The 25830-nt window shown below is 59.8% G+C and carries 23 protein-coding genes; 9 read left to right on the top strand and 14 right to left on the bottom strand.

Annotation, left to right across the window (positions count from 1 at the left end):
* From lptA to AYR66_RS21265, 4 genes are read right to left on the bottom strand one after another with little or no spacing between them, the layout of a single operon-like run.
* Positions 1-546 (bottom strand): lipopolysaccharide transport periplasmic protein LptA, encoded by a 546-nt coding sequence (lptA, locus tag AYR66_RS21250; protein WP_088709164.1) that lies wholly within the window; start codon positions 544-546, stop codon positions 1-3.
* A 38-nt stretch (positions 547-584) separates the two neighbouring features.
* A complete protein-coding gene (lptC, locus tag AYR66_RS21255; RefSeq protein ID WP_088709165.1) occupies positions 585-1166 on the bottom strand; it encodes an LPS export ABC transporter periplasmic protein LptC in 582 nt (193 codons plus the stop codon).
* A gap of 5 nt (positions 1167-1171) precedes the next feature.
* A complete protein-coding gene (locus AYR66_RS21260; protein WP_088709166.1) occupies positions 1172-1696 on the bottom strand; it encodes a KdsC family phosphatase in 525 nt (174 codons plus the stop codon).
* Complete coding sequence (locus AYR66_RS21265) at positions 1696-2724, bottom strand: KpsF/GutQ family sugar-phosphate isomerase (protein ID WP_088709167.1); 1029 nt, start codon at positions 2722-2724, stop codon at positions 1696-1698. The genes AYR66_RS21260 and AYR66_RS21265 overlap by 1 nt, the downstream gene beginning before the upstream one ends.
* A gap of 198 nt (positions 2725-2922) precedes the next feature.
* On the opposite strand from AYR66_RS21265, the gene AYR66_RS21270 reads away from it, so the two are divergent.
* Positions 2923-4908, top strand: coding sequence for a monovalent cation:proton antiporter family protein (locus AYR66_RS21270; protein WP_088709168.1), 1986 nt, complete (start codon positions 2923-2925; stop codon positions 4906-4908).
* 87 nt (positions 4909-4995) lie between these two features.
* On the top strand, positions 4996-5904 hold the full coding sequence (locus tag AYR66_RS21275; protein WP_088709169.1) for an AEC family transporter: 909 nt from the start codon (positions 4996-4998) through the stop codon (positions 5902-5904).
* Here AYR66_RS21275 and AYR66_RS21280 read toward each other — a convergent pair.
* Together AYR66_RS21280 and uvrA are read right to left on the bottom strand one after the other, a co-directional pair.
* The gene (locus AYR66_RS21280) at positions 5901-6176 is read right to left on the bottom strand and encodes an acylphosphatase (RefSeq protein WP_088709170.1); all 276 of its coding nucleotides are present in this window, start codon (positions 6174-6176) and stop codon (positions 5901-5903) included. The genes AYR66_RS21275 and AYR66_RS21280 overlap by 4 nt on opposite strands.
* A 9-nt stretch (positions 6177-6185) precedes the next feature.
* Positions 6186-9038 (bottom strand): excinuclease ABC subunit UvrA, encoded by a 2853-nt coding sequence (gene uvrA / locus AYR66_RS21285; protein WP_088709171.1) that lies wholly within the window; start codon positions 9036-9038, stop codon positions 6186-6188.
* Between the two features lie 144 nt (positions 9039-9182).
* Here uvrA and AYR66_RS21290 point away from each other — a divergent pair, with 144 nt between their 5' ends.
* Positions 9183-10373 carry an MFS transporter gene (locus AYR66_RS21290; protein ID WP_088709978.1) on the top strand — a complete coding sequence of 397 codons (1191 nt, stop codon included), beginning with the start codon at positions 9183-9185 and terminating at the stop codon, positions 10371-10373.
* A gap of 53 nt (positions 10374-10426) precedes the next feature.
* The gene (ssb, locus tag AYR66_RS21295; RefSeq protein WP_088709172.1) at positions 10427-10918 is read left to right on the top strand and encodes a single-stranded DNA-binding protein; all 492 of its coding nucleotides are present in this window, start codon (positions 10427-10429) and stop codon (positions 10916-10918) included.
* A 383-nt stretch (positions 10919-11301) separates the two neighbouring features.
* On the opposite strand, the gene AYR66_RS21300 is transcribed toward ssb, so the two are convergent.
* Positions 11302-11586 (bottom strand): helix-turn-helix domain-containing protein, encoded by a 285-nt coding sequence (locus AYR66_RS21300; RefSeq protein WP_088709173.1) that lies wholly within the window; start codon positions 11584-11586, stop codon positions 11302-11304.
* 156 nt (positions 11587-11742) lie between these two features.
* Here AYR66_RS21300 and AYR66_RS21305 point away from each other — a divergent pair, with 156 nt between their 5' ends.
* On the top strand, positions 11743-12219 hold the full coding sequence (locus AYR66_RS21305; RefSeq protein ID WP_088709174.1) for a formyl transferase: 477 nt from the start codon (positions 11743-11745) through the stop codon (positions 12217-12219).
* Positions 12220-12302: 83 nt separating this feature from the next.
* On the opposite strand, the gene istB is transcribed toward AYR66_RS21305, so the two are convergent.
* The 6 genes from istB to AYR66_RS21330 all read right to left on the bottom strand — a co-directional run bounded on the left by istB (position 12303) and on the right by AYR66_RS21330 (position 19106).
* A complete protein-coding gene (istB, locus tag AYR66_RS21310; protein WP_088707203.1) occupies positions 12303-13112 on the bottom strand; it encodes an IS21-like element helper ATPase IstB in 810 nt (269 codons plus the stop codon).
* Positions 13102-14604, bottom strand: a complete 1503-nt coding sequence (gene istA / locus AYR66_RS21315) for an IS21 family transposase (RefSeq protein ID WP_420093097.1) — start codon at positions 14602-14604, stop codon at positions 13102-13104. The genes istB and istA overlap by 11 nt, the downstream gene beginning before the upstream one ends.
* Before the next feature lie 443 nt (positions 14605-15047).
* A complete protein-coding gene (locus tag AYR66_RS21320) occupies positions 15048-15338 on the bottom strand; it encodes a hypothetical protein (protein WP_088709175.1) in 291 nt (96 codons plus the stop codon).
* Between the two features lie 169 nt (positions 15339-15507).
* Entirely contained in the window at positions 15508-16056 is a 549-nt protein-coding gene (locus tag AYR66_RS28500) for a hypothetical protein (RefSeq protein ID WP_141104118.1), read from the bottom strand.
* 150 nt (positions 16057-16206) lie between these two features.
* Positions 16207-17169 (bottom strand): SDH family Clp fold serine proteinase, encoded by a 963-nt coding sequence (locus tag AYR66_RS21325; protein ID WP_088709176.1) that lies wholly within the window; start codon positions 17167-17169, stop codon positions 16207-16209.
* 188 nt (positions 17170-17357) lie between these two features.
* Positions 17358-19106 carry a glutamine--tRNA ligase/YqeY domain fusion protein gene (locus AYR66_RS21330; protein ID WP_088709177.1) on the bottom strand — a complete coding sequence of 583 codons (1749 nt, stop codon included), beginning with the start codon at positions 19104-19106 and terminating at the stop codon, positions 17358-17360.
* A 210-nt stretch (positions 19107-19316) separates the two neighbouring features.
* Between AYR66_RS21330 and AYR66_RS21335 the strand changes: the two genes are divergently transcribed.
* Complete coding sequence (locus AYR66_RS21335; RefSeq protein ID WP_088709178.1) at positions 19317-20438, top strand: hypothetical protein; 1122 nt, start codon at positions 19317-19319, stop codon at positions 20436-20438.
* 63 nt (positions 20439-20501) lie between these two features.
* Here AYR66_RS21335 and AYR66_RS21340 read toward each other — a convergent pair whose 3' ends face one another.
* Entirely contained in the window at positions 20502-21071 is a 570-nt protein-coding gene (locus AYR66_RS21340) for a class I SAM-dependent methyltransferase (protein ID WP_170942232.1), read from the bottom strand.
* 178 nt (positions 21072-21249) lie between these two features.
* On the opposite strand from AYR66_RS21340, the gene AYR66_RS21345 reads away from it, so the two are divergent.
* From AYR66_RS21345 to AYR66_RS29705, 3 genes are all read left to right on the top strand, one after another.
* Complete coding sequence (locus tag AYR66_RS21345; protein WP_088709180.1) at positions 21250-22941, top strand: methyl-accepting chemotaxis protein; 1692 nt, start codon at positions 21250-21252, stop codon at positions 22939-22941.
* 38 nt (positions 22942-22979) lie between these two features.
* Positions 22980-25094 (top strand): putative bifunctional diguanylate cyclase/phosphodiesterase, encoded by a 2115-nt coding sequence (locus AYR66_RS21350; RefSeq protein WP_088709181.1) that lies wholly within the window; start codon positions 22980-22982, stop codon positions 25092-25094.
* A gap of 264 nt (positions 25095-25358) precedes the next feature.
* Entirely contained in the window at positions 25359-25781 is a 423-nt protein-coding gene (locus AYR66_RS29705) for a hypothetical protein (protein WP_206047243.1), read from the top strand.
* Positions 25782-25830: the final 49 nt, after the last annotated feature.

Raw genomic sequence — 25830 nt, forward strand, 5'->3', positions numbered from 1 at the left:
TCACTTTTCCTTCGATTCAGAGCGTGGCTGGATGACAGCCTTGATGCGTCCGCCACCCGGCTTGTTGCCGGAGGCCGTGTTGTTGACGGTGAAGAATTCGGCGCGGCTGTCATAGGAAATGAATTCGCCTTCCACTTCATCGGTGGGCTTCGTGCCTTCGAGACGGCGCATCTTTGCCTTCGAGAACAGTTTCACCATCTCGGCCTTGCCATCGTATTCGATGCGCTCTGCCTCGCCTTCCATCCACTGGTTCGGGCCGGCGTCGCGCTTTTGGCGGAAGGTGGCGACGCCGCCCGGGCGTGCATACAACGTCGCAAACTGGTAACCCGCCGCATCCTGCGACACCACCAGCTTGTTGGCGCGCATGATCAGCGTACCGCGCGTCAGGACCACGTTGCCGGTAAAGGTATTGACCTGCTTGACGTCGTCATAGGCCATCTGGTCGGCCTCGACATTGGTCGGCTTGTCGGAGTCGGCTTTTTCCGCGTGCGCATTGCCTGCAGCCAGCGCGAACAGCGTCAACAGCAACAAGAAGAAACGTTTCATGAAAGATCTCGAATGTGATGCATCAAAGTTATACCGGATCACCGCTGCCGGGCTTGATACGTGCCATGAACATTGCTGGTCAGGTTGAGTTCCCGCGTCGCATTGTTCGCCAGCATGCCTGTTCCCGTCAGCCTCGCGCGATCCGTCGTGATTTCCACCGGCCTGTCGGTTTTCATCACGTCATCGTCCGGCAGCACCAGCATGTACTCGGTCCGGATGTGGACCGATTGCGACGTCGGCGTAGCTGGCCTGTCCATCTGCACGTTGTCATACAGGTGCACCTTGCTGTTGTCGCTGTTGACGCTGCCGCGTTCGGCGCGGATCGTCGTCGGTGCTTCCGGATTGCTGATGTTGCGCATAACCGGCTTGACGATATCGTAGGAATCGTCCTGCGGATTGTGCGTGAGCCGGTCGCCGGCAACGTGGTATTTCGCGGCGCCCGTCTTCGACAGTTTCACGTAGCTGAATTTTTCGACGTAGAAATCCGGCTCGCTGCGTTGCGGACTCGGTAGCACCGTATCCGTTGCGCGGCGCATGACCTCATACAGCCAGAAGCTGGCCAGCGCCAGCACGACCAGCGGCGCGAGTGTCATGAAAAACCGGATGCGCCAGGGTCGCATGGTCTCTACTTCAGGTAGGGCGCCAGCGCCGCTTCGTAATTGCCCTGGGCGCGCAGGATCAGGTCGCACAGCTCGCGTGCCGCGCCCTGGCCGCCGCCGGCCTTGGTGACATAGTGCACCCGCGATTTCACTTCGCCGTGGCCGTTCGGCACGCTTGCCGCAAAACCGACGCGCGTCAGGATCGGGAGGTCGATTACATCGTCGCCGACGAAGCCGCAGGCGGCCTTCGTCACACCGGTCTTTGCCAGCAATTCCTCGAAGGCTTCGAGTTTGTCATGCACGCCCTGGAACAGGTGCTCCACGCCGAGGTCCGCCGCGCGCCTGGCAACAATTGGCGACTTGCGCGCGCTGATGATCGCGGTGGCTACGCCTGACTGCTGCAACAGCTTGATGCCGTGGCCGTCGAGCACATTGAAGGTCTTGATCAGTTCGCCATCCGGCGCGTAATGCAGGCTGCCGTCGGTCAGGATGCCGTCGACATCGAAAATCATGAGCCTGACCCGCGCTGCCCTTGCCATTACGTCTTGCATCAGATCACCTTCGCATGGGTCAGGTCGTGGATGTGCAGCGCGCCGACCAGCTTGCCGTCGGCATCGGCCACCAGCAGCTGGTTGATGCGGAAATGTTCCATCAGCTCCACCGCTTCGACGGCGAGTTGATCGGGATTGACGGTGCGCGGATTGGCGTGCATCACGTCGGACATCTTCAGCTTGTTGAAGTCCTGCACGTTCTCGATCAGGCGGCGCAGGTCGCCGTCGGTGAAGATGCCGATCGCGCGGCCCGCGTCGTCCACCACCGCCGTCATTGCCATGCCCTTGCGGGTGATTTCCAGCAGGGCGGTGGGCAGCGGCACGTCGGGTTTAACCGCGGGAACGGCGGCGCCGGAGCGCATCACGTCGCGCACATGGGTCAGCAGTCGTCGTCCAAGCGCGCCGCCGGGATGGGAGCGGGCGAAGTCTTCTTCGCGGAATCCGCGTGCGTCGAGCAGGGCCACAGCCAGCGCATCCCCCATCGCCAGCGTCGCCGTGGTACTGGCGGTCGGCGCCAGGTTGAGCGGGCAGGCTTCCTTGTCGACACGCACGTTGAGATGGACGTCGGCAAGCTGCGCCAGGCGGGAAGCGTCATTGCCGGTCATGGCAATCAGCTTGGCGCCCATGCGCTTGATGATGGGGATGATGGACACGAACTCGGCCGCTTCGCCGGAATACGAAATCGCAATGACGACATCGTTATCGGTGATCATGCCGAGGTCGCCGTGCAAGGCTTCGGCCGCGTGCACGAACAGCGCCGGGGTGCCGGTGGACGCCAGCGTTGCGGCGATCTTGCGCGCGATATGGCCAGACTTGCCGATGCCGGAGACGACCACGCGCCCGGTGCATTGGATCAGCAAGGCCATGGCCTTGGCAAAACTGTCGTCCGGGCTGTCGGAGAGACGGGCCTTCAGCGCGAGCAGGGCGTCGGTTTCGATCTGGATCGTTTCGCGCGCGAGCTCGAGCGCACGCAGCGCCTTTTTCGCGTCGAAGTCTATCGGCAAGGATTTTGCATCGGTTACACTCATGCCGGAAGTATAAACGAATTACGAAAGCAAAAAATCTGCCAGTCACAACAAAAAATTCGGCTTTGAGGACGGTCAACGGCTGCTTTCTCGTCGTAAGTCCTTCATTCTTAAGGCAATCATGCAGGCATGCAAAAAACGTTGCCCGGCGTGAACAGGCGTTCATGCCTGCCCCCAATCGACCACTAGTTATAAGCATCCATGTTTTCGGCACTTGAACTCACGCTGATCCTGTTGAGCGCCGCCGTGCTCGGCGTGGTCGCGTTCCGCATGTTGCACCTGCCGCCAATGCTGGGTTACCTGGTGGTCGGCATCGTGATCGGGCCGCACGGTTTCGGCATGGCGACGGAAAACGCCACCACCCACGTGCTTGCCGAGTTCGGGGTCGTCTTTCTGATGTTTTCGATCGGCCTCGAGTTTTCGTTGCCGAAACTGATATCGATGCGCCGGACCGTGTTCGGCCTCGGCATGGCGCAAGTGCTGCTGACGATCGCGGCGACCATGGTATTCGGCTGGGTGATGGCGCGCTTTCTGCCGCAGCTCGTCGATATCAGCTGGCGCGCGGCATTTGCGCTCGGCGGCGCGCTGGCGATGTCGTCCACGGCTATCGTTTCCAAGCTGCTGACGGAACGGCTGGAACTCGACAGCCCGCACGGCCGGCAGATCTTCGGCATCCTGCTGTTCCAGGATCTGGCGGTGGTGCCCTTGCTGATCCTCGTGCCGGCGCTTGCAAAGAACACCCAAGACCTTCTGCCGACGCTGGCGCTGGCGACCATGAAGGCCGGCATCGTGCTGGTGCTGCTGCTCGTAATCGGGCAGCGCCTGATGCGCGGGTGGTTCCATATCGTCGTCAAGCGGCGCTCGCAGGAACTGTTCATGCTCAACCTGCTGCTCATCACGCTGGGCGCGGCATGGATCACGGAAAAGGCCGGGCTGTCACTGGCGCTCGGCGCTTTCGTCGCCGGCATGCTGATTTCGGAAACCGAATACCGGCATCAGGTGGAAGAGGACATCAAGCCGTTCCGCGACGTGTTGCTCGGGCTGTTCTTCATTACCGTCGGCATGCTGTTGAACGTTCGCCTGGTGCTGGAAAACTGGTGGCTGGTGCTGCTGCTGCTCTCCGGTCCGGTGCTGCTGAAATTCGGTCTGATTGCCGCGTTGACTAGGCTTACCGGCGCATCGACCGGCGTTTCTCTCCGTACCGGCCTGGGGCTGGCGCAGGCCGGTGAGTTCGGCTTCGTGCTGCTGAACCAGGCGGGCGGTTTGCAATTGATGGACCCGCTGCTGATCCAGCTCATCCTGGCATCGATGGTGCTGTCCATGCTGGCGGCACCCTTCATCATCGCCAAGTCCGATGCCATCGTCATGAAGCTGTCGTCCAATGAATGGATGATGCAATCGCTGGCACTGACGCAGATTGCGACGCGCACCATGACCACGCAGCAGCACGTCCTGATCGCCGGCTTTGGCCGCACCGGCCAGAGCCTGGCCAAGCTGCTGGAAGAAGAGGGGATTGCCTACCATGCGCTCGATCTCGACCCGGACCGCGTGCGCGAGGCGCAGGCCGCCGGCGCGAACGTATCGTACGGCGATGCCGCCCGTCGCGAAAGTCTTGTTGCCGCGGGTATCCATCGCGCGGCGGCGCTCGTGGTCACCTATGCCAGCACGCCCTCGGCCCTGAAGGTCCTGCATTTCGCGCATGAACTGGCGCCGGCCTTGCCAGTGATCGTGCGCAGCCATGACGATTCGGAACTGGACAAGCTGCGTGAAGCGGGGGCTGCGGAAGTCGTCCCTGAAGCCCTCGAGGGCAGCCTCATGCTGGCGTCCCATGCACTGGTGATGCTGGGCGTGCCGCTGCGCCGCGTGGTGCACCGCGTGCAGGCGGCTCGCGACGAGCGTTACGCTTCCTTGCGCGGCTATTTCCACGGTGCCAGCGATGCGCCGGAAGACGCGGAACACCTGCATGTGCGGCTGCATTCCGTCACCCTTCCCGAAGGGGCGAACGCCATCGGCAAGGCGCTCTCGGCACTGCGGTTGGCCGAGGCCGGCGCAGAGGTCACCATTGTCCGGCGCGGCAAGAGCCGCATTGAGGTCAAGCCTGAAATCGTACTGCAGGCCGGCGACATCATCGTGCTGCGCGGCGCTACCGAAGGGGTTGCGCGCGCCGAGGAGCGGCTGCTCAAATAATGTGCGTGTTTCTCCATGGGAAACGTGCGCCCGCATATCTCGCTACAATGCCCGGACAGCCTTCGACCTCTCCGAAAGAATTTAAACATGCAAGTGTTTGAGCGCATCCTCGGCATCATCCTGCCGGTCTTCATCATCATTGCGGTGGGATATGGGTACGCGAGATTCAGGGGCGAGCGCGTCAGGAGTGACATGGCGTCGGTCAACCGCGTGAGCATGGATGTGCTGTGTCCGCTGCTTGTGTTCACGGCGCTGGCGGCGAAGGATTTCGACCTCGTCCACAACAGTACGCTGATCCTCGCCGGCGTCCTGATCGCGCTTGGGTCGGGGCTGATCGCGTGGCCGGTCGCGCGCCTGTTCGGCTACGATGCGCGCACCTTCATCCCACCAATGATGTACAACAATTGCGGCAACATGGGCCTGCCGCTTGCGGCGCTGGCCTTCGGTCCCTCGGGGTTGTCCGCCGCTGTCGCCTTGTTCATGGCTTGCAACCTGATTTACTTCTCCGCCGGCATCAAGATCATCGAAAGCGGGCGCAGCTATCACACCCCGATGTGGAAATTCCTCGTCAGCCCGATGATGCTGTCGATGGCGATCGGCATGCTGTTTGCGATCTTCAAGATCACGCTGCCCGCGCCGTTGATGATGGCGCTGAAGATGCTCGGCGACTCCTGCATTCCTATCATGCTGTTCGCCCTCGGCGTGCGCATGCTCGATGTGAATTTCAAGAGTTGGAGCATCGGGCTGATGGGAGCGATAGTCTGTCCCGTGAGCGGGCTGATTGTCGCCTGGCTGCTGGACGGCGTGCTGACCCTGACGAATGCACAGCGCGGCCAGATGTACCTGTTTGCTTCGCTGCCGCCCGCGGTGTTCTGCTTCATGGTGGCCGAGCAATACAAGCAGGAGCCGGATAAAGTGGCGTCGATCGTGCTGCTGGGGAACCTCGCGGCGCTGGCTTTCGTGCCGCTCGGTCTCTGGATGGGACTGCCGCGCTAAGCGGTCGGCCTGACTTCAAATACGCCGGCAACAGATGCGTCGTCTATTTCACTGACGACGACTTCCGTCACCCGCGCTTCCGCCGGGCCGCGGCGCGACCAGGCGGTGATTCTTTCCACCGCGTCGGGCGCGCCGTCCACCACGGCTTCCACTGAACCATCCCTGCGGTTGCGTACCCAGCCTGCGAGCTGCAGCGCGCGTGCCTGTGCCTCGAAGGAGACGCGGTAACCGACGCCTTGCACCAGTCCGGAAATACGCAAGTGGGTGGCCATGGCTTTTCCTTATTTTTTCTTGAGCATTGGTACGAGGTACTTGCCGGTGACGCTCGCCGCGTTCTTCGCCACTTCTTCCGGTGAACCGGCGGCGATGATCCGGCCGCCGCCCGCGCCGCCTTCCGGCCCGAGGTCGACAATCCAGTCCGCGGTCTTGATGACGTCCAGGTTGTGCTCGATGATGACCACGGTATTGCCCTGGTCGCGCAGGCGATGGATCACCTTCAGCAGCAGGTCGATGTCATGGAAGTGCAGGCCGGTGGTCGGTTCGTCGAGGATGTACAGCGTGCGTCCCGTGTCCCGCTTGGACAGCTCCAGCGACAGCTTCACGCGCTGCGCCTCGCCGCCCGACAGCGTCGTTGCACTCTGGCCAAGGCGAATGTAGCCGAGGCCGACGTCGAGCAGGGTCTGCAGCTTGCGCGCCACGACAGGCACCGGCTTGAAGAACTCGTGCGCTTCCTCGACCGTCATCTCCAGCACTTCGTGGATGTTCTTGCCCTTGTACTGGACTTCCAGCGTCTCGCGGTTGTAGCGCTTTCCGTGGCAGACGTCGCAAGGCACGTACACATCCGGCAGGAAGTGCATCTCCACCTTCAGTACGCCGTCGCCCTGGCAGGCTTCGCAGCGGCCGCCCTTGACGTTGAACGAGAAGCGTCCGGCGCTGTAGCCGCGTTCCTTCGAAGAAGGCACTTCCGAGAACAGGTCGCGGATCGGCGTGAAGACGCCGGTGTAGGTCGCCGGGTTCGAGCGCGGCGTGCGGCCGATCGGTGCCTGGTCGACCGAAATCACCTTGTCGAAATGCTCCAGTCCGCTGATCGTTTCGTACGGCGACGGCTCGGTCTGCGAACCGTACAGGTGGCGCGCGGCCGCGTGGTAAAGCGTGTCGTTGACCAGCGTCGACTTGCCCGAGCCGGATACGCCGGTGACGCAGGTCAGCAGGCCAACCGGCAGGTCGAGCTTCACATTCTTCAGGTTGTTGCCTGATGCGCCGGTAATCACGAGCTGGCGCTCCGGATCGGGCGCAGTGCGCTTCTTCGGCACGTTGATGGCCAGCGTGCCGTTCAGGTATTTCGCCGTCAGCGATTTCTTGTTCTTCAGGATGTCGTTCAGCGGTCCCTTGGCGATGACTTCACCGCCATGCACACCCGCGCCGACACCCATATCGACGATGAAGTCGGCGCAGCGGATCGCATCTTCATCATGCTCGACCACCAGCACGCTGTTACCGATGTCGCGCAGGTGCTTGAGCGTGGCGATCAGGCGGTCGTTGTCGCGCTGATGCAGGCCGATCGACGGTTCGTCCAGCACGTACATCACGCCGGTCAGGCCGGAACCGATCTGCGACGCAAGGCGGATGCGCTGCGCCTCGCCGCCGGATAGTGTGTCCGCGCTGCGTTCCAGCGACAGGTAATCGAGGCCGACGTTGTTCAGGAACTTCAGGCGCGACACGATTTCCTTGATGATGCGGTCGGCGATTTCCTTCTTCGCGCCGGTGAGCTTGAGCTTCTCGAAGAATTCCAGCGTGTCGCGCAGCGGCGTGATCGCCACTTCATGGATCGAGCGTTCCTGCTTGCCGGTGCCGACCTTCACGTAGCGCGCTTCCACGCGCAGGCGGGCGCCCTTGCAGGTCGGGCATTCCTTCTGGTTGATGAACTTCGCCAGCTCTTCCTTCACCGCCATGGAGTCGGTTTCGCGGTAGCGGCGCTGCAGGTTGTTCACCACGCCTTCGAAGGTGTGCTCGCGCACCACGGCGCGGCCGCGTTCATTGATATAAGTGAACGGGATGGTCTGCCGGCCGGAGCCGTACAACACAGCCTGTTGCGCCGATTCGGGCAGCTTCTCGAAGGGCATGTCGATGTCGAAGCCGTAGTGTTCGGCGATATTCGATAGCATCTGGAAATAGAACTGGTTGCGGCGGTCCCAACCCTTGATCGCACCGCTGGCGAGCGACAGGTTGGGGAAGGCGACGATGCGCTTCGGATCGAAGAACTCGATATGGCCGAGGCCGTCGCATTCCGGGCAGGCGCCCATCGGATTGTTGAACGAGAACAGGCGCGGTTCCAGCTCCTGCAGTGAATAGCCGCAGGTGGGGCAGGCGAACTTGTTCGAGAACAGGTGCTCCTTGCCGCTGTCCATTTCCAGCGCGATCGCGCGGCCTTCGGCCAGGCGCAGCGCGGTTTCGAAGCTTTCGGCCAGGCGCTGCTTCACCTCCGCCTTGATCTTCAGGCGGTCGACGACGACGTCGATGGTGTGCTTCTCGGTCTTCTTCAGCTTGGGCAGGTCGTCCACCTCATAGATGCGCGCCGCATGCGTGCCGCTCTGGATGCGGAAGCGGACGAAGCCCTGCGCCTGCATTTCCTCGAACAGGTCGACGTGCTCGCCCTTGCGGTTGGCGACCACCGGCGCGAGGATCATCAGCTTGGTGTCTTCCGGCATGGCCAGAACGGCATCGACCATTTGCGACACCGACTGCGCGGCCAGCGGGTTTTCCGGGTGGTCGGGGCAATAGGGCGTACCAACGCGCGCGTACAGCAGGCGCAGATAGTCGTGGATCTCGGTCACGGTGCCGACCGTCGAGCGTGGATTGTGCGAGGTGGCCTTCTGCTCGATCGAGATTGCGGGCGACAGGCCTTCGATCAGGTCCACGTCCGGCTTTTCCATCAACTGCAGGAACTGGCGCGCATAGGCCGACAGCGATTCGACGTAGCGGCGCTGGCCCTCCGCATAGAGGGTGTCGAATGCCAGTGACGATTTGCCGGAGCCGGACAAGCCGGTAATGACGATCAATTGGTTGCGCGGCAATTCCAGATTGATATTCTTCAGGTTATGCGTGCGCGCACCGCGAATTCTTATTTCTTCCATGAACTGCTTTCAACTTGCGCCGAACTCGGCTTTATACGGGTCAACCTGATACTATAACGGGTTTTGGAAGCCGCCGTATTCGTCCGTTCCACTTCGTTTTTCTACCTGATGTCATCCATTCCCTCCGCCGAACTGAGTCCGCGCATGTCGCGCCTGGAAATCCGGGCCAGCGCCTCGCTGGCATCGATCTTCGCGCTGCGCATGCTCGGCATGTTCCTGATCCTGCCCGTTTTTGCCGTCCATGCGCGCTCTCTGCCGGGCGGAGACAGTGCAACCATGGTCGGCTTGGCAATGGGGATTTACGGCCTCACGCAGTCGTTCGGGCAGATCCCGTTCGGCGTCGCATCGGACAAGTACGGCCGCAAGCGCGTCATCATCATCGGCCTGGTGCTGTTCGCGATCGGCTCCTTCATCGCGGCGGCGGCATCGAACCTGACCTGGGTGATCGTCGGCCGCGCCATCCAGGGGGCTGGAGCGATTTCGGCGGCGGTGACCGCCTTCATTGCTGACTCGACCCGGGACGAGCACCGCACCAAGGCGATGGCGATGGTGGGTGGATCGATCGGCCTGACATTCGCCATCTCGCTGGTCGCCGCGCCCGCGATGTACAAGCTGATCGGCATGGAAGGCCTGTTCGCGCTGACCGGCATCCTGTCCTCGCTGGCCATCCTGGTCGTGCTCTATGTGGTGCCGCCGGCACCGCCGAAACCGCCGGTGAAAAATGTGCCGTTCTCCGAAGTGCTCGTCAACCGCGAACTGATGCGCCTGAATTTCGGCGTGTTCGCGCTTCACGTGACCCAGATGGCCATGTTCGTCATCGTGCCGTCTGCCCTGGTCCAGTACGCCGGCATGCCGCTGGCGACGCACTGGAAGGTTTACCTGCCGGTCGTGCTGATTTCGTTTGCGTTCATGATGCCGCCGCTGCTGGCAGGCGAAAAGCGCGGGCTGATGAAGCAAGTGTTCCTGGCGGCCATCGTCCTGATGGCAATCGTGCAAGCCGGTTTCTGGATGTTCATGTCGAACCCGACCATGCCGTCCGCGGTGTTGATCGTGTTGTTATTGCTCTTCTTCATATCCTTCAACATACTGGAAGCCTGCCAGCCGTCGCTCGTCTCGCGCCTTGCGCCTGCGGCGGCGAAAGGTACGGCGCTTGGCATCTACAACACCCTGCAGGCGCTTGGCCTGTTCTGTGGCGGGGCGCTTGGAGGCTGGCTGCAACAACATTTTGGGGCGCCGTCCGTCTTCATCCTGGCGACAGTGCTGACTGTTGTCTGGATTATAATTGCCGCCACCATGAAGAACGTGCCGCGCCGCGGCGCAGTGGCTGGCGCCTGACCCGTTTTGTCAGTACATACACGTTTCGTTTGTAAAAGCTTTAGGAGAAATTTATGGCATCGGTAAACAAAGTCATCATCGTCGGCAACCTGGGGCGCGATCCTGAGACGCGCTACATGCCGAACGGCGATGCCGTCACCAACATCGCGGTTGCGACCACCGAAAGCTGGAAAGACAAGAACTCGGGCGAAAAGAAAGAGCTGACCGAGTGGCACCGCATCACCTTTTACCGCAAGCTGGCTGAAATCGCCGGCCAATACCTGAAGAAGGGTTCGCAGATCTACGTCGAAGGGCGCCTGCAGACCCGCAAGTGGACCGACAAGGATGGCGTCGAGCGCTACACCACCGAAATCATTGCCGACACCATGCAGATGCTGGGCAGCCGCCAAGGCATGGGCGGTGGTGGCGGTGGTGGCGGCAGCTCCATGGACGACGATTACGGCAGCGCTCCCGCACCGCGTCAAAGCTCGGGCGGCGGCCAGGCACGTCCGGCTTCGCGTCCGGCGCCGAATTTCAGCGACATGGACGACGACATTCCGTTCTAGTGAGTACGTTTACTGGAAAATGTAGAAATAAGGAAACGAGGCCTGCAAATGCGGGCCTCGTTTCTTTCTGGCCATACAAAAAAGTTGATTACATGGATTGTAGGGGCGGTACATCCAATTTTTGTTAAATATGGCGAGCGCAGGAATTCGTCCAACTCCTTTTCTCAGCGTGCAAAGGGATGCTCAAGGGAGCATTAAGGAAAAACCTGTTGGACTCTCATACGGTGGTAGGGTTATCCACGGCGCCGCTCGCCGCCCAATGCGCAGGGCAAGAGCGTGCGGCGCGGTGGGTAACCCGGGCGCCACCATGTTCAAGATTGAACAAGAACGGCGATTGGACGCGCAGCGACGCACAAATTAATGTTGCCAGCGCCTTAAGTCCATTAGTTCTCGTCGAGTATTTCGCTCACTTCGCCGCGTATACGCTGGAGCAACGCATCAAGATTATTTTCCTTATCCTGCATATAAGCGAGTAGGAGCAACGAAACGGGATGAATTTTTAACGCAGATGCAAGGTTGTCAATTTTCTCCACAGTCGGGGATTTAATGCCGCGCTCAATGCTGCTTACATAGGTTCGACTTGAAACAACAGAAAACTCTTCTTGGCTAATACCCTTACTTTTCCTGGCCGCGCGTAATGCTTGCCCGAATGTTCTTCTTGGATCCATCTTGCGTTCCCGATAAAAAGCAAGATGTTTTCGTGATGAACACTTTAGCGCTACAATCTATAGTGTTCATTAAGTGTTGCAGCTGAGGAGATGTGCGTTCTTTTCCCGTTGGGACGTTTCACTCACAGCCGTAACCCCAGAGGTGGGAGTGTGCAGATGGCGACTGATTACATAGTTGGAATGATCGAGTGTGAAGAGATAAAGGCCGGCAGTATAAGAGTCGTACGTGCGCAAAGCGCCGACGAGGCGGGCATTATCTATCGTCATTTCATTATTGCTAACGATGACAACTTCCAAGGCTGGGTTCGGGATAAAGATCCCGATTTCGGGTTTTGTACCAGATTCTTGATTGCGTCACCCGGCGAACATAAGTACTTTACAAAATGGCGCCGCTCGCCGGTCAAGTTTGAATTATTTAAGACCAGAGTCTTTCAGTATTTTGGTGAGTGTCCCAGTTTGGGCCAGAATTTTCTGGACGCGTACTTGGCAGATATAGATGACCCGACATGCGCCAATATGCCGCAGGAGCTATACGAGTTTGTGGCCGTGAGGGAAATGCGAGCTGAGCACATTGCTGTCGCACCAGTCGATTGGCTTACTGCAGCACTCGAGCGGCCGAAGCTTTCCTTCTAAAAGACCCTTAAATGTTGATGTTCACGTAAAAGTGACCCACGATTTTCATCGAATTTTGACCCACCCTTTTTATGCGTAGACGGCTACGCTGCTGTGGATAAGTCTTCGGTCGCTAGTCCTGTTTCTCCCTTCTTCGAGCCCTTTCTGGGGGATGTCTTCCGCGTCGATTCACTGTGCCTGAAGCGCCAGGAATCATTGCCGGTCTCAATAATATGGCAGTGATGCGTGAGTCGGTCCAGCAATGCTGTCGTCATCTTCGCGTCCCCGAACACCGCAGGCCACTCGCCGAAGCTCAGGTTGGTCGTAATCGCTACGCTGGTTCGTTCGTACAGCTTTGAGAGCAGGTGGAACAGTAGTGCACCACCAACCTGGCTGAACGGCAGGTACCCCAGTTCGTCGAGGATGACCAGATCGACGTACATCAGCCGGTGTGCGATCTGGCCTTGCTTACCGGCCGCCTTCTCTAGTTCCAGCGCATTGACCAGTTCAACAGTGGAGAAGAACCTGACGCGCTTGCCGTGCCGGTTGATGGCTTCGATCCCAAGCGCCGTGGCTAGATGCGTCTTGCCGGTACCCGGTCCGCCAATGAACACCAGGTTGTGTGCGGCGTCCAGGAACGACATGGTGTGGAGCTGCCGAATCAGCGCTTCATCGACCTTCGCCTCGGCGAAGTTAAAGCCATTCAAATCACGATGTGCGGGGAAGCGGGCAGCCGTCATCTGGTAGGCAATCGAGCGAACCTCGCGCTCGGCCGTCTCTGACTTGAGCAGCTGGACCATGAACCGCTCCGGATCGAAGTCCGCTATGCGGGCCTGGGCTACCAGCTCCGACCAGGTCTGTGCCATGCCGTGCAGCTTCAGGCTCTTCAATTGGTTGACGATCTCATGCGACATGCTGAACCTCCGTATCCAGCGAACGCAACCGCTCGTAGCGGGAGACATTGGCTTGTGGCTCTTCCTTCAGTGTCAGCGCTGTCGTAATCGATGCAGTCGCCGGTGCCTGTTTGATGCGGCCAAGCACGTTGAGAACGTGTTCACCGCTGGGTCGTCCCGATTCCAGCGCGTTCCTGACTGCATCCAGTACGGCTTCGAGCCCGTGATCCGGGATGGCCGAGAGGACTTGCGCCATGACGCGGTCACCCCCAGGATGTTTCAGGAGATGGCGCTGCAGGTGCAATAGCGGCTCGGGCATGGTCTGGAATGGCGCTCCATTACGTAATGCACCGGGCTTCTGGGCAATCAGCGGGATGTAGTGCTGCCAGTTGTAGCGGGTGATATAGCGGTCGAACACGCGCTCGTGCCGCGCAATCTCTTCGTTATCAGCGACGACCACCAGTTCGGTTGGATAGACATGCAGGCTGACTACGCGGTGTGCATAGGGTGTCGGGACGCTGTAACGGTTCTTCTGGAAGTGGATCAGGCTTGTTGACGACACCCGTACCGGCTGCTCGACGTAACCGTCGAATGGCTTGGGGACCGGCATCAATTGCAACCGTTCGTCCTGCAGAACCTCGGCCACCTTCATCTCCGGCCAGTCGGGATGCGCCATGTCTTCCCAGCTTTGCCGGCAGTTCTCGGCCAGCCAGTCATTCAGTTGTCCCAGACTGTTCCAGCGGATGTCGGCTGCTGCCACCCAGATCTGCCTGCGCCGGTCCTGGACGTTCTTCTCGACGATTCCCTTTTCCCAGCCAGCCGCCCGGTTGCAGAACTCCGGCTCGAACAGATAGTGCCCGCACATGGCCTCGAAGCGGGCATTGACGTTGCGCTCCTTGCCCTTGCCGACCTTGTCCACGGCGGTCTTCATGTTGTCGTAGATGCCCCGCCGCGGGATCCCGCCGAAGGCGGCAAACGAGCGGGTATGGGCATCGAACAGCATCTCGTGGCTTTGCGACGGATACGCCACCAGCCAGAAGGCACGGGATGACGCCAGCTTGCAGTGCGCTACCTCCAGACGCCGGCGCAAGCCGCCAATCCAGGCGTACTCGCAGCTCCAGTCGAACTGAAATGCCTCGCCATGGGCGAAGGCAAGCGGCACGAACGCTTTGCGGCTCGGTGCCTGAGCCAGTTCCTGCTGCAGCCGGCGAACCAGCGCGCAGACACGGCCGTATCCACCGCTGTAACCCTGCGCCTGGATCGCCTGGAACATGACACGGGCCGTACGTCGATCCCGCTTGGCGCGGTGGCTGTCGGTTTGAATCCAGGTCCGGACCTGCTCAGCATAGGCGTCAACGACGCTCTTGCCCTCGCGTTCCGGATACCTTGGTTCGGTCATGGCTGGCTCGCGCAGCCACTTGCGGATCGTATTGCGCGACAGATTCGTGCGCCGTTCGATCTCTCGTATGGAGAGCTTCTCGCGGAAATGCATCCGCCTGATCTTGGCAAACATGCCCACTGTGATCACTCCTCGTCCTCCTGCCCATTTATTGAGCAGGCGATTGAATCACGTGGGTCAAATTTGGATGAAAACTACTGCGGAAAGTGGGTCAATTTTCAGTGAACGTCAACACCGGGCGAATTTCAGGAATGGTCGGAGGATCTCAAGGGAGCTACTCCTACACGGTGCGCGCGTCGGCCGATTGCTTTACCGGCGCGGTGACAAACAGTGCTGTTCTCTTTGTCAGCTGAATGCGTCACTGGGTCACTTCTAGTTCGGGGTCGGTCTTGCACGAACACATTCTTTTGGTACGCAACGGGAATCGTGACCACGAACGTAATGTGTTCATGCAAGACCTGACCCCGTTGTTTGCGCATGTGTTCGTGCAAGACCTGACCCCGTTTTTTGTGCGCGGGACGCCCCCTACGCTTGCTGATTCACCTGTGCGAGGAAATTTAGAGCTTTATCGTCCTTAAATAATGTTGCTTCAATTTGGACTTTAAATGGTGATCGTAAAGGTATTGCAGCCGTTCTTTTGTCATCGCGCCACCTCGACATGTTTGAACGCCGGATTCAGCAAACGCCCGCAGCAGGTGGTCCATCGGTGACAGCGGCTTCTCGCGTTCAAATATCAGATACATCTCGAAGGTAGCCAAGACGAAGCCGCTTGAGTACTTCCAGTTCCCCGGTTTTGATTTGCATTTCGCAATCAGTTCTTTAATTCGGGCTTGATCTTCATGATTCATTTTGACACCTTACGGCTTTATAAAGCTACGAATCTCAAGTGAAAGACGAAGGAAGAATATGGGGAAAGTCCTTTTGCTAACGTAGGGAGCGGTCTGCGTAGCGACCTAAAAAATCTTCCGTGCATAAATCTGGCTAGGTCGGAAAGTGAAGTGGTGCGTGGAGTGCGCGTTACGCTTCCTGTAAATTCAGATATAACATCCTTCCCCATTCCTTCACCTTCTCATTTGTCACGAGCCCTCCCCGAGCAGCGAGATGCGGTGTGAATAGAATAGCGGCCGATCCATATTCGAAGGACATCACAGAACATCCAACTGCTTCACTCCATTTGTACGTTTTACGAAGGTACTGTGCTGTAGCATCCCCGTGGACTAACAATGCCTTGGGCTTTATGCTCCGCAGAAGAAAGTTGAAGATAAGGGGAATTTTGTCGGCGCGAGTAAGATCATTTTCCTTCGGCGTTGAAACCGAATATAGATTCGTCTCAAGGGCACGATGTTGAGCGCCAAGGGCATCGTTTAAAATTTCTATTCGGCTACGTGTAGTGCTCCATCGATGGAACCCGGTTTTTCCTTGCGCACGCTTCTTTGCGGCGCGTTCTTCCTCATAAACGTGAAGCCATTTCTCTTTATTAAATGTGGCTCGCTCTTTGTCCCAAAACGAAGCCCATGACACAGTTGATGCCGGGTTCGTCCCTACGACAAAAATGTCGCATTGCATTGGATTTCCATGACAAACAAAGGGTCTTATCTCTGATATATCCCTACCCGATGCCTGGGCCGTCTCATTGATTAAACGGTCCAATGTCTCGGAGAAGATTGTAGTTAGTGATGTCGGCATTGGCGGATTATTGGTCTATTGGGATAGGCTTTAAGTATTCTTTCCACGTGAGCGAATACTAAGCCCGCCATCTAGTGTGCCAACGTAGTAGAACTCCTTGTTTACAAAGAACCTAAGCGCCATCTCGAAGAAGTCAAAAAACCTATAAATTTCATTTGCGCACTTGTACTCCGGGGTATCAATCTTAACCATCTCACCAAGTAACGTAGTCGCTTCGTCAGAATCAATGACAAAGCCATGATCTTTATAGTGATCTACGAAATGTTTACTTAGAGTTTCTGAAGTATGGGGATCTGGAAACGATTTTCCGGTCAACAGACGCTGTGCATACTGCGCGGCAGATTCGCTGATGCGCTCGAAGTAGCCAAGGTCTCGAAGGTTTAAATTCTTTGTCAGGTAATTCGCCATCATGTCTGATGCACCGGGGAACCTAGACGCAAGCTCGGCAAGTTTATTTAACGCGTTTGCCAAGCCTAACGCGGGATAGCCGCCGATCTGCGGATCAATTGGACCAAGTTCGCTCATCAAGCCCATATGTATCTCGTCAGCACCCAGGGATAGCAAAGTTGCTGCAGATTTCGCGCGCCGTGGTACGGCAACTGCAAACTTTCCCCTTGATAGTCTTTTACACGTCTTACTAATTAAGTATGCGGGCTCGATTCGACCGCCACCGCTCTGGACGATAAGAAAAATATTCTTTTCACCGGGAGAAATTGACGCAGCTTGATAAATTTTGTCGGAGTGATAGCTAGAGATTGAGTCGAGCTCGTCAAAGAGAATTAAAACGAGATAATCTGTCAGTCCATGACTGGCCACAATTTTATTCAAATGTTCACCCACTAATTTTTGCGTTAGTGCCTCGTCATCTTCGCGGACAAGAGAAATAACATCTGAATTTTTTGTTAGGTCAAACGTCTTTATCGAGGTAGAAGCGGGTGCGTCTTCAGATGCTGATCTGGATGCACTCTGGATATTGTTTTTCTTTGAGGCCATTCTTGTCATCCTGTATAGGTCTCTAATTCATGTAATTAGAAATTTATCCGTCTAGCAATGTTCGAGAGGACTTTCTAGCTTACCAGTGAGCAAAGCCCGCCGAATCCCACGTTTTAGATAGGCAAATTGGTAATGGATGTAAAAAAGCCCGCGAATGCGGGCTGTAGATGTAGTGCAAGAAGAACGGGTCACTTCCCCCACGAATCCTTCAACGTAACCACACGATTAAACACCGGCCTAGTAGCCGAGTGATCCACGCGGTCAGCAACGAAGTACCCATGCCTCTCAAACTGAAACTTCTCATCCGGCATGGCATGCCGTAACCCCTGCTCCAGATAAGCCGTAATCACTTCCTTCGCATTAGGATTCAGCGCCAGCTTGAAATCCTTCCCGCCCGCATCCGGGTTCGGATCAGTAAACAGCCGGTCATACAAGCGCACCTCAGCCTCCAGCGAGTGCGGCACGCTGACCCAGTGAATCGTGCCCTTCACCTTGTAGTTGTTCGCGCCTTCAGTGCCGCTCTTGGAATCCGCAAAGTAATTGCAGTGCACCGCAATCACCTTGCCGTTTTCATCCTTGTCGCAGCCGGTGCATTCGACCACGTAGCCGTACTTCAGGCGCACCTTGTTGCCGGGGAAGAGGCGGAAGTAACCCTTGGTCGGGACTTCCATGAAGTCTTCTTCTTCGATCCACACTTCCTTGGTGATCGGGAACTTGCGCTGGCCGCGTTCCGGGTGGTGCGGGTGGACCGGGGCGCTGCATTCGTCCGCGAGGTTTTCCGGGAAGTTGTCGATGATGAGCTTCAGGGGCTTGAGCACGGCGATGGCGCGGGCGGCCTTGGGGTCGAGGTCGTCACGCAGGGCGCCTTCCAGGGTGCTCATGTCGATCCAGCTGTCGGCCTTGGCGACGCCGGCGCGTTCGCAGAACAACTGGATCGCTTCCGGGGTGTAGCCGCGGCGGCGGATGCCGACGATGGTGGGCATGCGCGGGTCGTCCCAGCCGTCGACGATCTTTTCTTCGACGAGTTGCAGCAGCTTGCGCTTGCTGGTGATCGCGTAGGTGAGGTTCAGGCGCGCGAATTCGGTTTGTTCCGGCAGCGGGCGCTTGAAGAAGCCGCCTTCGGCCAGGCGTTCCAGCACCCAGTTGTAGAAGGGGCGGTGGTCCTGGAATTCGAGCGTGCAGAAGCTGTGGGTGATGTATTCGATCGCGTCTTCGATCGGGTGCGCGAAGTCGTACATCGGGTACACGCACCACTTGTCGCCGGTGCGGTGGTGGTGCGCGTGGCGGATGCGGTAGATGGCCGGGTCGCGCATGTTCATGTTGGGCGAGGCCATGTCGATCTTGGCGCGCACGATGTGCTGGCCGTCCTTGAATTCGCCGAGCTTCATGCGGCGGAACAGGTCGAGCGATTCTTCCACCGGGCGGTCGCGGTAGGGTGAGTTCTTGCCGGGCTCGGTGAAGTTGCCGCGGTTCTTCGCCATTTCTTCGGCGCTCTGGCTGTCGACGTAGGCGTGGCCGGCGCTGAGGAGGTACTCGGCCATCATGTACATCTGGTCGAAGTAGTCGCTGGCGAAGTAGAGGTGGTCGCCGCCGCTGTCCTTCCAGTCGAAGCCGAGCCATTTGACGGCGTCGAGGATGCTGTCGACGTATTCCTGTTCTTCCTTGGTCGGGTTGGTGTCGTCGAAGCGCATCGTGCAGCGGCCGCCGAAGTCGCGGGCCATGCCGAAGTTGAGGCAGATCGATTTGGCGTGGCCGATGTGCAGGTAGCCGTTGGGCTCGGGCGGGAAGCGGGTGATGACGCTGGGCAGCGGGTTGCCGTTGGGATCGGTGCGGCCGGCGTACTTGCCGGAGCCAATGTCGGATTCGATCAGGCCGCGCAGGAAGTTGGAGGCCGGGGCGTTGTCAGTGGCTGCTGCGTTTTTGGAATCGTTGCTCATGAATTCGGGAGTGCGGTAAAGGTTTAACCGGACATTTTACCGTAGTGGACGGCTGGGGCTGCCGCGGGGCGGGGAGTGCGGGTTTTTGACGATTGTCAACAGCGTGCACTTACATACATAAACCGGCCGGCTGCCCGAGGAGTCGAAGGCGCATGACGGCGATACGCCGCGTGCAGGGAGCCATCCTTTACCCCTTTGGAGCCGACAAGAATGCCAAGAAGACTCAGTTTCCTCGCAGCGGCGGGAGCCGCCCTGATCCTCGCCGCCTGTGGTGGCGGCAGCGCCGACATCGCATCGAATCCTTCCCCGGCGACCCAGCTGCGGCCGACGGTGTGGACGTCGGAAGGTCGGCCGTTCAGCAGCTGCAGCCTGAGCCCGGGATGCTCGGGCAATCCGTATGCGCCGTTCTTTGCTTATTCGACCGTGGCGCCGCCGGCGGGGGCGAGTCTGAGCGGGGTGGTGCGCTTCGAGGTGCGCGGGAACGAGCTGGCCAATGTCGAGCTGCTGGCGGGCAGCGGTTACCTGCCGCGCTACGGGAAATTCAATATCACCGGCGACAGGACGGTGGCGTGGATGGACCTGGACACCACGCGCTTGCCGAACGGACCGGTCAGCATGCGGGTAAGTGCCTTCAACGTGCCGGCGGGACAGCCGGGGGCGGCGGAGATCGTGGCGATGCAGGCGCGCAGCTGGACCATCAATAATGCGGCGACCATGCAGCCGGGCTTCAGTGCCAACGTGGTGTCCGCGCCGGCCGATGGGGCGACGGTCAGCGGCATCACGCGGCTGGAGATTCGCGGCAGCGGCATCGTCAATGCCGAACTGTTGCCGGCGAGCGGTTATACGCCGCGGCTGGCGAGCTTTAATGTGTCGGCAGACAGGACGATGGCGTGGGTGGACCTGGATACGCGGTCGTTGCCGGATGGCGTGAAGGATGTGCGCATCAGTGCGTACAACGTGACGGAAGGACAGGACGGTGCAAGCGAGATCGTCGCGATGCCGGCACGGCGTTGGACAGTGGCCAATGGGACGGGGACGTTTGTCGCGGGTGTGACGATGGCGCCGGTGCATGGGGAAATCGTCGGCGGACGCGTGCTGCTCGAGGTGCGCGGCAGCGGGATGAGGAATGTGGAGCTGTTGCCGGCCAGCGGATATACGCCGCGGCTCGGGGTGTTCAATATGGAACTGAACGGCACGTATGCATGGCTGGAGGTGGATGCGTCGGTGCTGGCGGGCAGGGCGCTGCGGATCAGTGTGTTCGATGTACCGCCGGGGCAGCCGAATGCGCGCGAAATTGTGGCGATGCCGTCGCGGGAGTGGGTGTTGAGGTAGTTGTGCAACCGTGATGAGGTGCGATCCGGGGACGTGCTTCGACCCCGGATTTCTCTATCCAGGCTAGGTTGGACGGAGGGCGATTTCCCAGGCTGTCTTCGGCTTGTCGTAACGGTCTATCGTCGCTTCCCGCATCGACAGGCGTTCCCATCCTTCGGTGAACAGGCGCTCCAGGTCTTCCGCATCGAAGAAGCGCTTCGGCCTGCCGTCCACATCGTAGTAATGGTGCGCGAGTTCGGGGTGGCCGATGGCGCCGAAATGTACATCGCGCGTCGAATTCACCCTGCACAGCAGCAGGCCGCCGGGCGCCAGGCAGCGCCGGATTTCGCGCACCGCGTCCACCGTCTTGTCCCAAGCGAAGTAATGCAGGCACAGGCTCGCAATCACGACGTCGAAGCGCGCATCGGCGAAGGGTAGCGGTGCGTTCAGATCATGACAGACGAGGTGGGCGGCGGGTACGGCATGCCCGCACCGATCCAGTGCATCACGCGACAGGTCGGTCGCGGTGATGTCGCTGAAGCCCTGTTCCGCCAGCCGGCGCGTGTCGCGTCCGCCGCCGCATCCGAGCTCCAGGATGGCCACATTCCGGGCGATCGTTCTAGTCCATTTATCCAGCCATTGTTCGTCTTGCATCGCCTCTCCGGGTGTTTGAAATTCACAACGATTTTCCACGTCGTTTAAACATTTATTACCCATACCGCAAATATGGGATAGCCATTCGTTGTTGGGAATGGGAAACTTTCCTGAACGGTGTTATTCGGCTTTTGCAGTAGAGAACTTCCGAAGTTAAAACAATCAGGGAGACAATGCCATGCGAAAGAACCTGCCTGTTACGAATACCGAATACGAGATGCAGGACGGTCGACCGATCGTGTCGAAAACCGACCTGAAAGGGAAGATCACCTACGTCAACCCTTACTTCATCGAGGTCAGCGGTTACGACGAATCGGAACTGCTCGGCGCCCCCCACAATATCGTACGCCACCCCGACATGCCGGAGGCCGCCTTCAAGGACCTCTGGGACAGCCTCAAGCAGGGCGAAATATGGAGTGCGCCCGTCAAGAACCGCCGCAAGAACGGCGACTACTACTGGGTCCTTGCCAACGTCACGCCGATCACCGAGAACGGGCAGGTGGTCGGCTACATGTCTGTAAGAACAAAGCCGACACGCGAGCAAGTGAAACTGGCAGAGGCGGCCTACGCCGAGATGCGTGAAGACAAGCACTCGCGCCTGGCTGTCGTGCGCGGACGCCTCGAACGCAGGGGACTGGCGGCGCTGCTGTCGAAGCTGGCCGCGATGCCGCTGCAAGTGCGTTGCGGATTGACGTCGGCAGTGCAGGTGCTCCTGATGGGCGCGCTGCTCGTCGCAGGACTGATGGCCGACAAGGCGATGCCGTCGTGGACGCTGTGGGCCTTCGGCCTCTCCGCAGTGCTCAGCCTCCAGCTCTGGCTCTATATACAAGGCAACGTCGTCGCGCCGATCGCGAAGGCAACCAGCCTCGCGCAATCCCTCGCGGGCGGCGACCTCACCAGCAAGGCGGCATTCGACCAGCGTGGTGACATGGGCCGCCTGCTGCAGGCGCTGCAGCAGTTGAATGTGAACCTCATCGCCACCATCGGCGACATTCGCGCCAACGTCGAAGTCATCGATACCGCGACCGGCGAAATCGCCGCCGGCAACATGGACCTGTCGTCGCGTACCGAAGTGCAGGCATCGAGCCTTGAAGAAACCGCGTCGAGCATGGAAGAACTGGCATCGACGGTGACGCAGAATGCCACCAGCGCGAAGGAAGCCAGTTCGCTCGCTGGCACGGCTTCATCGATTGCCGAAGAGGCGGGCAGGGCGGTGGAAGAAGTGGGACGCACGATGGAAGAGATTTCGCGTTCCGCGAAGATGGTGGCGGAAATCACCGGCCTGATCGACGGCATTGCCTTCCAGACCAATATCCTCGCGCTCAATGCGGCGGTGGAGGCGGCGCGGGCGGGCGAAACGGGTCGCGGCTTTGCGGTCGTCGCCGAGGAAGTGCGCAACCTCGCGCAGCGTTCCGCATCGGCGGCCAAGGACATCAAGAACCTGATCCAGGGATCCGTCGACAAGGTGGACGCAGGCAACGCGATGGTGGCCGGCGCGACGCGCACCGTGGCCCAGGTGGTGGAAGCGGTGGCGCGCCTGAATACCATCGTCGGGGAAATCGCCCTTGCGGGCCAGGAACAATCGGACGGCATCCAGCAGGTCAACCAGGCGGTGTCGCAGATGGACCATGTGACACAGCAGAATTCCGCACTCGTCGAAGAAGCGGCGGCGGCCACGGCGAGCCTGAATGAACAGGCCTTGCGCCTGAGCCACGCGGTGGCGGTCTTCAATACCTCCGCCGGCGGGCAGGCGCGCAAAGCGCGGCGCGACCCGCTCGCTTCGGCGACAGTCCGCAGCCTGCCGGCGCAGCGACAATCGGGCGCGCGCATCAGCGTTCGCAGGCAGGCAGCACTGCAGCACTCTGCATGAACGCAAGAAGTCCCCGCATCGACTGAAGAGGGATCACCATGGATGGACAGATCGTGTCGCGACGCCGCGGCAAGAACCCGGCGTTGCCATTCCTGCTGCAGCGTGCCATGGAGGCATGCGCCAATGCGGTAGTAGTGTGCCGCGCGACCGCGCCGGATTACGCGGTGGAATACGCCAATCCGGCCTTCGAACGCATGACCGGCTATGCCTGCGAAGAGCTGGTGGGAAAGAGCCTGCGCATCCTGCACCGGGGCGAGGCTGACCAGGAAGGCCTGACCGAGATCCGTGCCATCCTCCGTGAGCGGCGCGAGGGGCAGGTGACATTGCGCAACCAGCGCAAGGATGGGTCCGTCTTCTGGAGCGATCTCCATATTTCGCCGGTGCGCGATGCGAAGGGTTCAGTCACCCATTTTGTGGGCACCAAATGCGATGTGACGGAAACGCTGCGCTCGTTGCGCTTGCGCGAACGCGCGATCGAGGCCAGCGTCAACGCCATCATCGTGTGCAGCGCGCAGGGACGGGGCTTTCCGGTGGAGTACGTCAATCCCGCGTTCGAGCGCATGACCGGCTATGCGCCGGGCGAGGTGATGGGGAAGAGCCTGCGGCTGCTGCATGGCAACGATGTCGAGCAGGAAGGACTGACGGAGATCCGCGCCATCCTCAGCGAACAGCGCGAGGGCCACGCAACGCTGCGCAACTACCGCAGGGACGGCTCGATGTTCTGGAGCGACCTGCACATCGCGCCGGTGCGTAACGAGAAGGGTGTCGTGACTCACTTCGTGGCTGCCAAGTACGACGTGACCGAGACGCGCGCCTACCAGCAGGAACTGGAATACCAGGCGAACCACGATGCGCTGACCGGCCTGCCCAACCGCACCCTGTTGCACGACCGGCTGCTGTGCGCCATCGCGCGGGCACGTCGCGCGGACACCGGGTTCTCGGTTGCCTTCATCGACCTCGACCGGTTCAAGCTGGTCAACGACACCATGGGGCACACGGCCGGCGACCTGCTGCTCAAGCAGGTTGCGACGCGGCTGCAATCCCTGCTGCGCCATACCGATACGCTGGCCCGGCTGGGTGGCGACGAATTCATCCTGATCGTCGAACACCAGGAAGGCGGCGTACCCAATACACGCGTCGTGCAGCGCATGATGGACGAAGTGGCCAGGCCGCTGCATGTGCATGGGCAGACGTTCTTCATCACGGCCAGCATCGGCATCGCCAACTTCCCCGACGACGGCGAAGATCCGGAAGCGCTGATCATGCATGCCGATACCGCCATGTATCGTGCCAAGGAAACCGGGCGCAACAATTTCCAGTTCTATGAAAGAGGCCTGAACCAGCGCGCGATGGATCGCCTGCAGCTGGAAATGGAATTGCGCGTCGCGCTGGAGCATGGCCAGTTCTCGCTGCATTACCAACCGCAGGTTTGCCTGACGGAAGGCCGGGTGACCGGCATGGAAGCCCTGTTGCGGTGGAATCACCCGGACCTCGGTGCAGTGGCGCCGGCTCGCTTCATCGACCTTGCGGAAGAGACCGGCCTGATCGTGCCGATCGGCTACTGGGCGCTGCGCAGCGCCTGCCTGCAGAACAAGCGCTGGCAGGATGCGGGCCTGCCGAAGTTCCATGTCGCAGTCAATGTGTCGGCGCGGCAGTTTGCCGACAAGAACCTCGCGCAATGCATCACGTCCATCCTGCAAGAGACAGGACTGGAGCCGCGCTACCTCGAATTGGAACTCACCGAAAGCCTGGTGATGGACAACGTCGACCACACGGTGAACGTGCTGTCCGCACTGAAGGACATCGGCGTGCGCGTGTCGATCGACGACTTCGGCACCGGCTACTCCAGCCTCAGCTACCTCAAACGCTTTCCGATCGACATGCTCAAGATCGACCGCTCCTTTGTGCGCGATATTCTGCACGACCCGGATGATGCGGCAATCGTGCGCGCCATCATCTCGCTCGCGCACAGCCTGCGCATGGGCGTGATCGCCGAGGGTGTCGAGGATGCGCGCCAGCTCGACTACCTGCGGAAAAACCGCTGCAACCAAATCCAGGGTTACTACATCTCCCGGCCCGTGCCGGCGGACGACATCGATGCCTTCCTGCGGGCCGGCAATGCCGTTGCCATGGCAGCTGTCCTGGCCGCCTGAACTGTTACCGGTTTGACACCGTATAAACATCGTGCCGGTGACCGGTGCGCGCTTGATCTAGGTCTATTTCCACAGCTTGCCGACCCGATTAAATAGCCGTAAGGCGATGATCGATGCTGGGTCGGTATCGTCTCCACGACATTCCGGCGGCCTGTCTTTCCGCATTGACGTCCGGTGCCTGTCGACAACCGCACAGGGGGCGCTGCCGTGGTCCAGGCACTCCCTCTTCAGCGCTGCCAAGAACAAGAACGGAAGGAGCACTGAATGACGATTAGACGCGACGACCTTGTGGCTGCGGCAGCCGCCGGGCTCCTGCAGTACCGGCAAGTTGATCCCTTGCTGGTGTTTCTCCTGCAGCGCGACATCACCGCGCAGCGACAGGCGATGCTGGCGCAGCAGGCGCGTCCCCGGCAGGTGCAGGGTGTGCATGCGCTGCTGTCGTTCATCCTGGGCGTGCTGGCGGTCATCACGGCCGCCATGTTCACCGTGCTGTTTTCCAGCCGGGCGGCGCATGCATTCGGCAGTGGCGCGTATGTGCTGTTTGCGCTGGCGTACATTGCGGCCGGCATGTCGATTGCCGCCTGGTTCCGCCGCCGCGGGTACGGCCGGCGACTGCGTTTGCTGTTTGCGGTGGTGCTGGCAACCGTGCCGCTGGCGGTGGTTGCGTTGCAGCAGGTGGCGACCTGACCTTGTAAGGTTTCTGCCTCCCCGCCAGACCAAGCTCCATTCCCGCCTG

It is taken from the genome of Noviherbaspirillum denitrificans, assembly GCF_002211445.1.
Taxonomy (GTDB): domain Bacteria; phylum Pseudomonadota; class Gammaproteobacteria; order Burkholderiales; family Burkholderiaceae_D; genus Noviherbaspirillum; species Noviherbaspirillum denitrificans.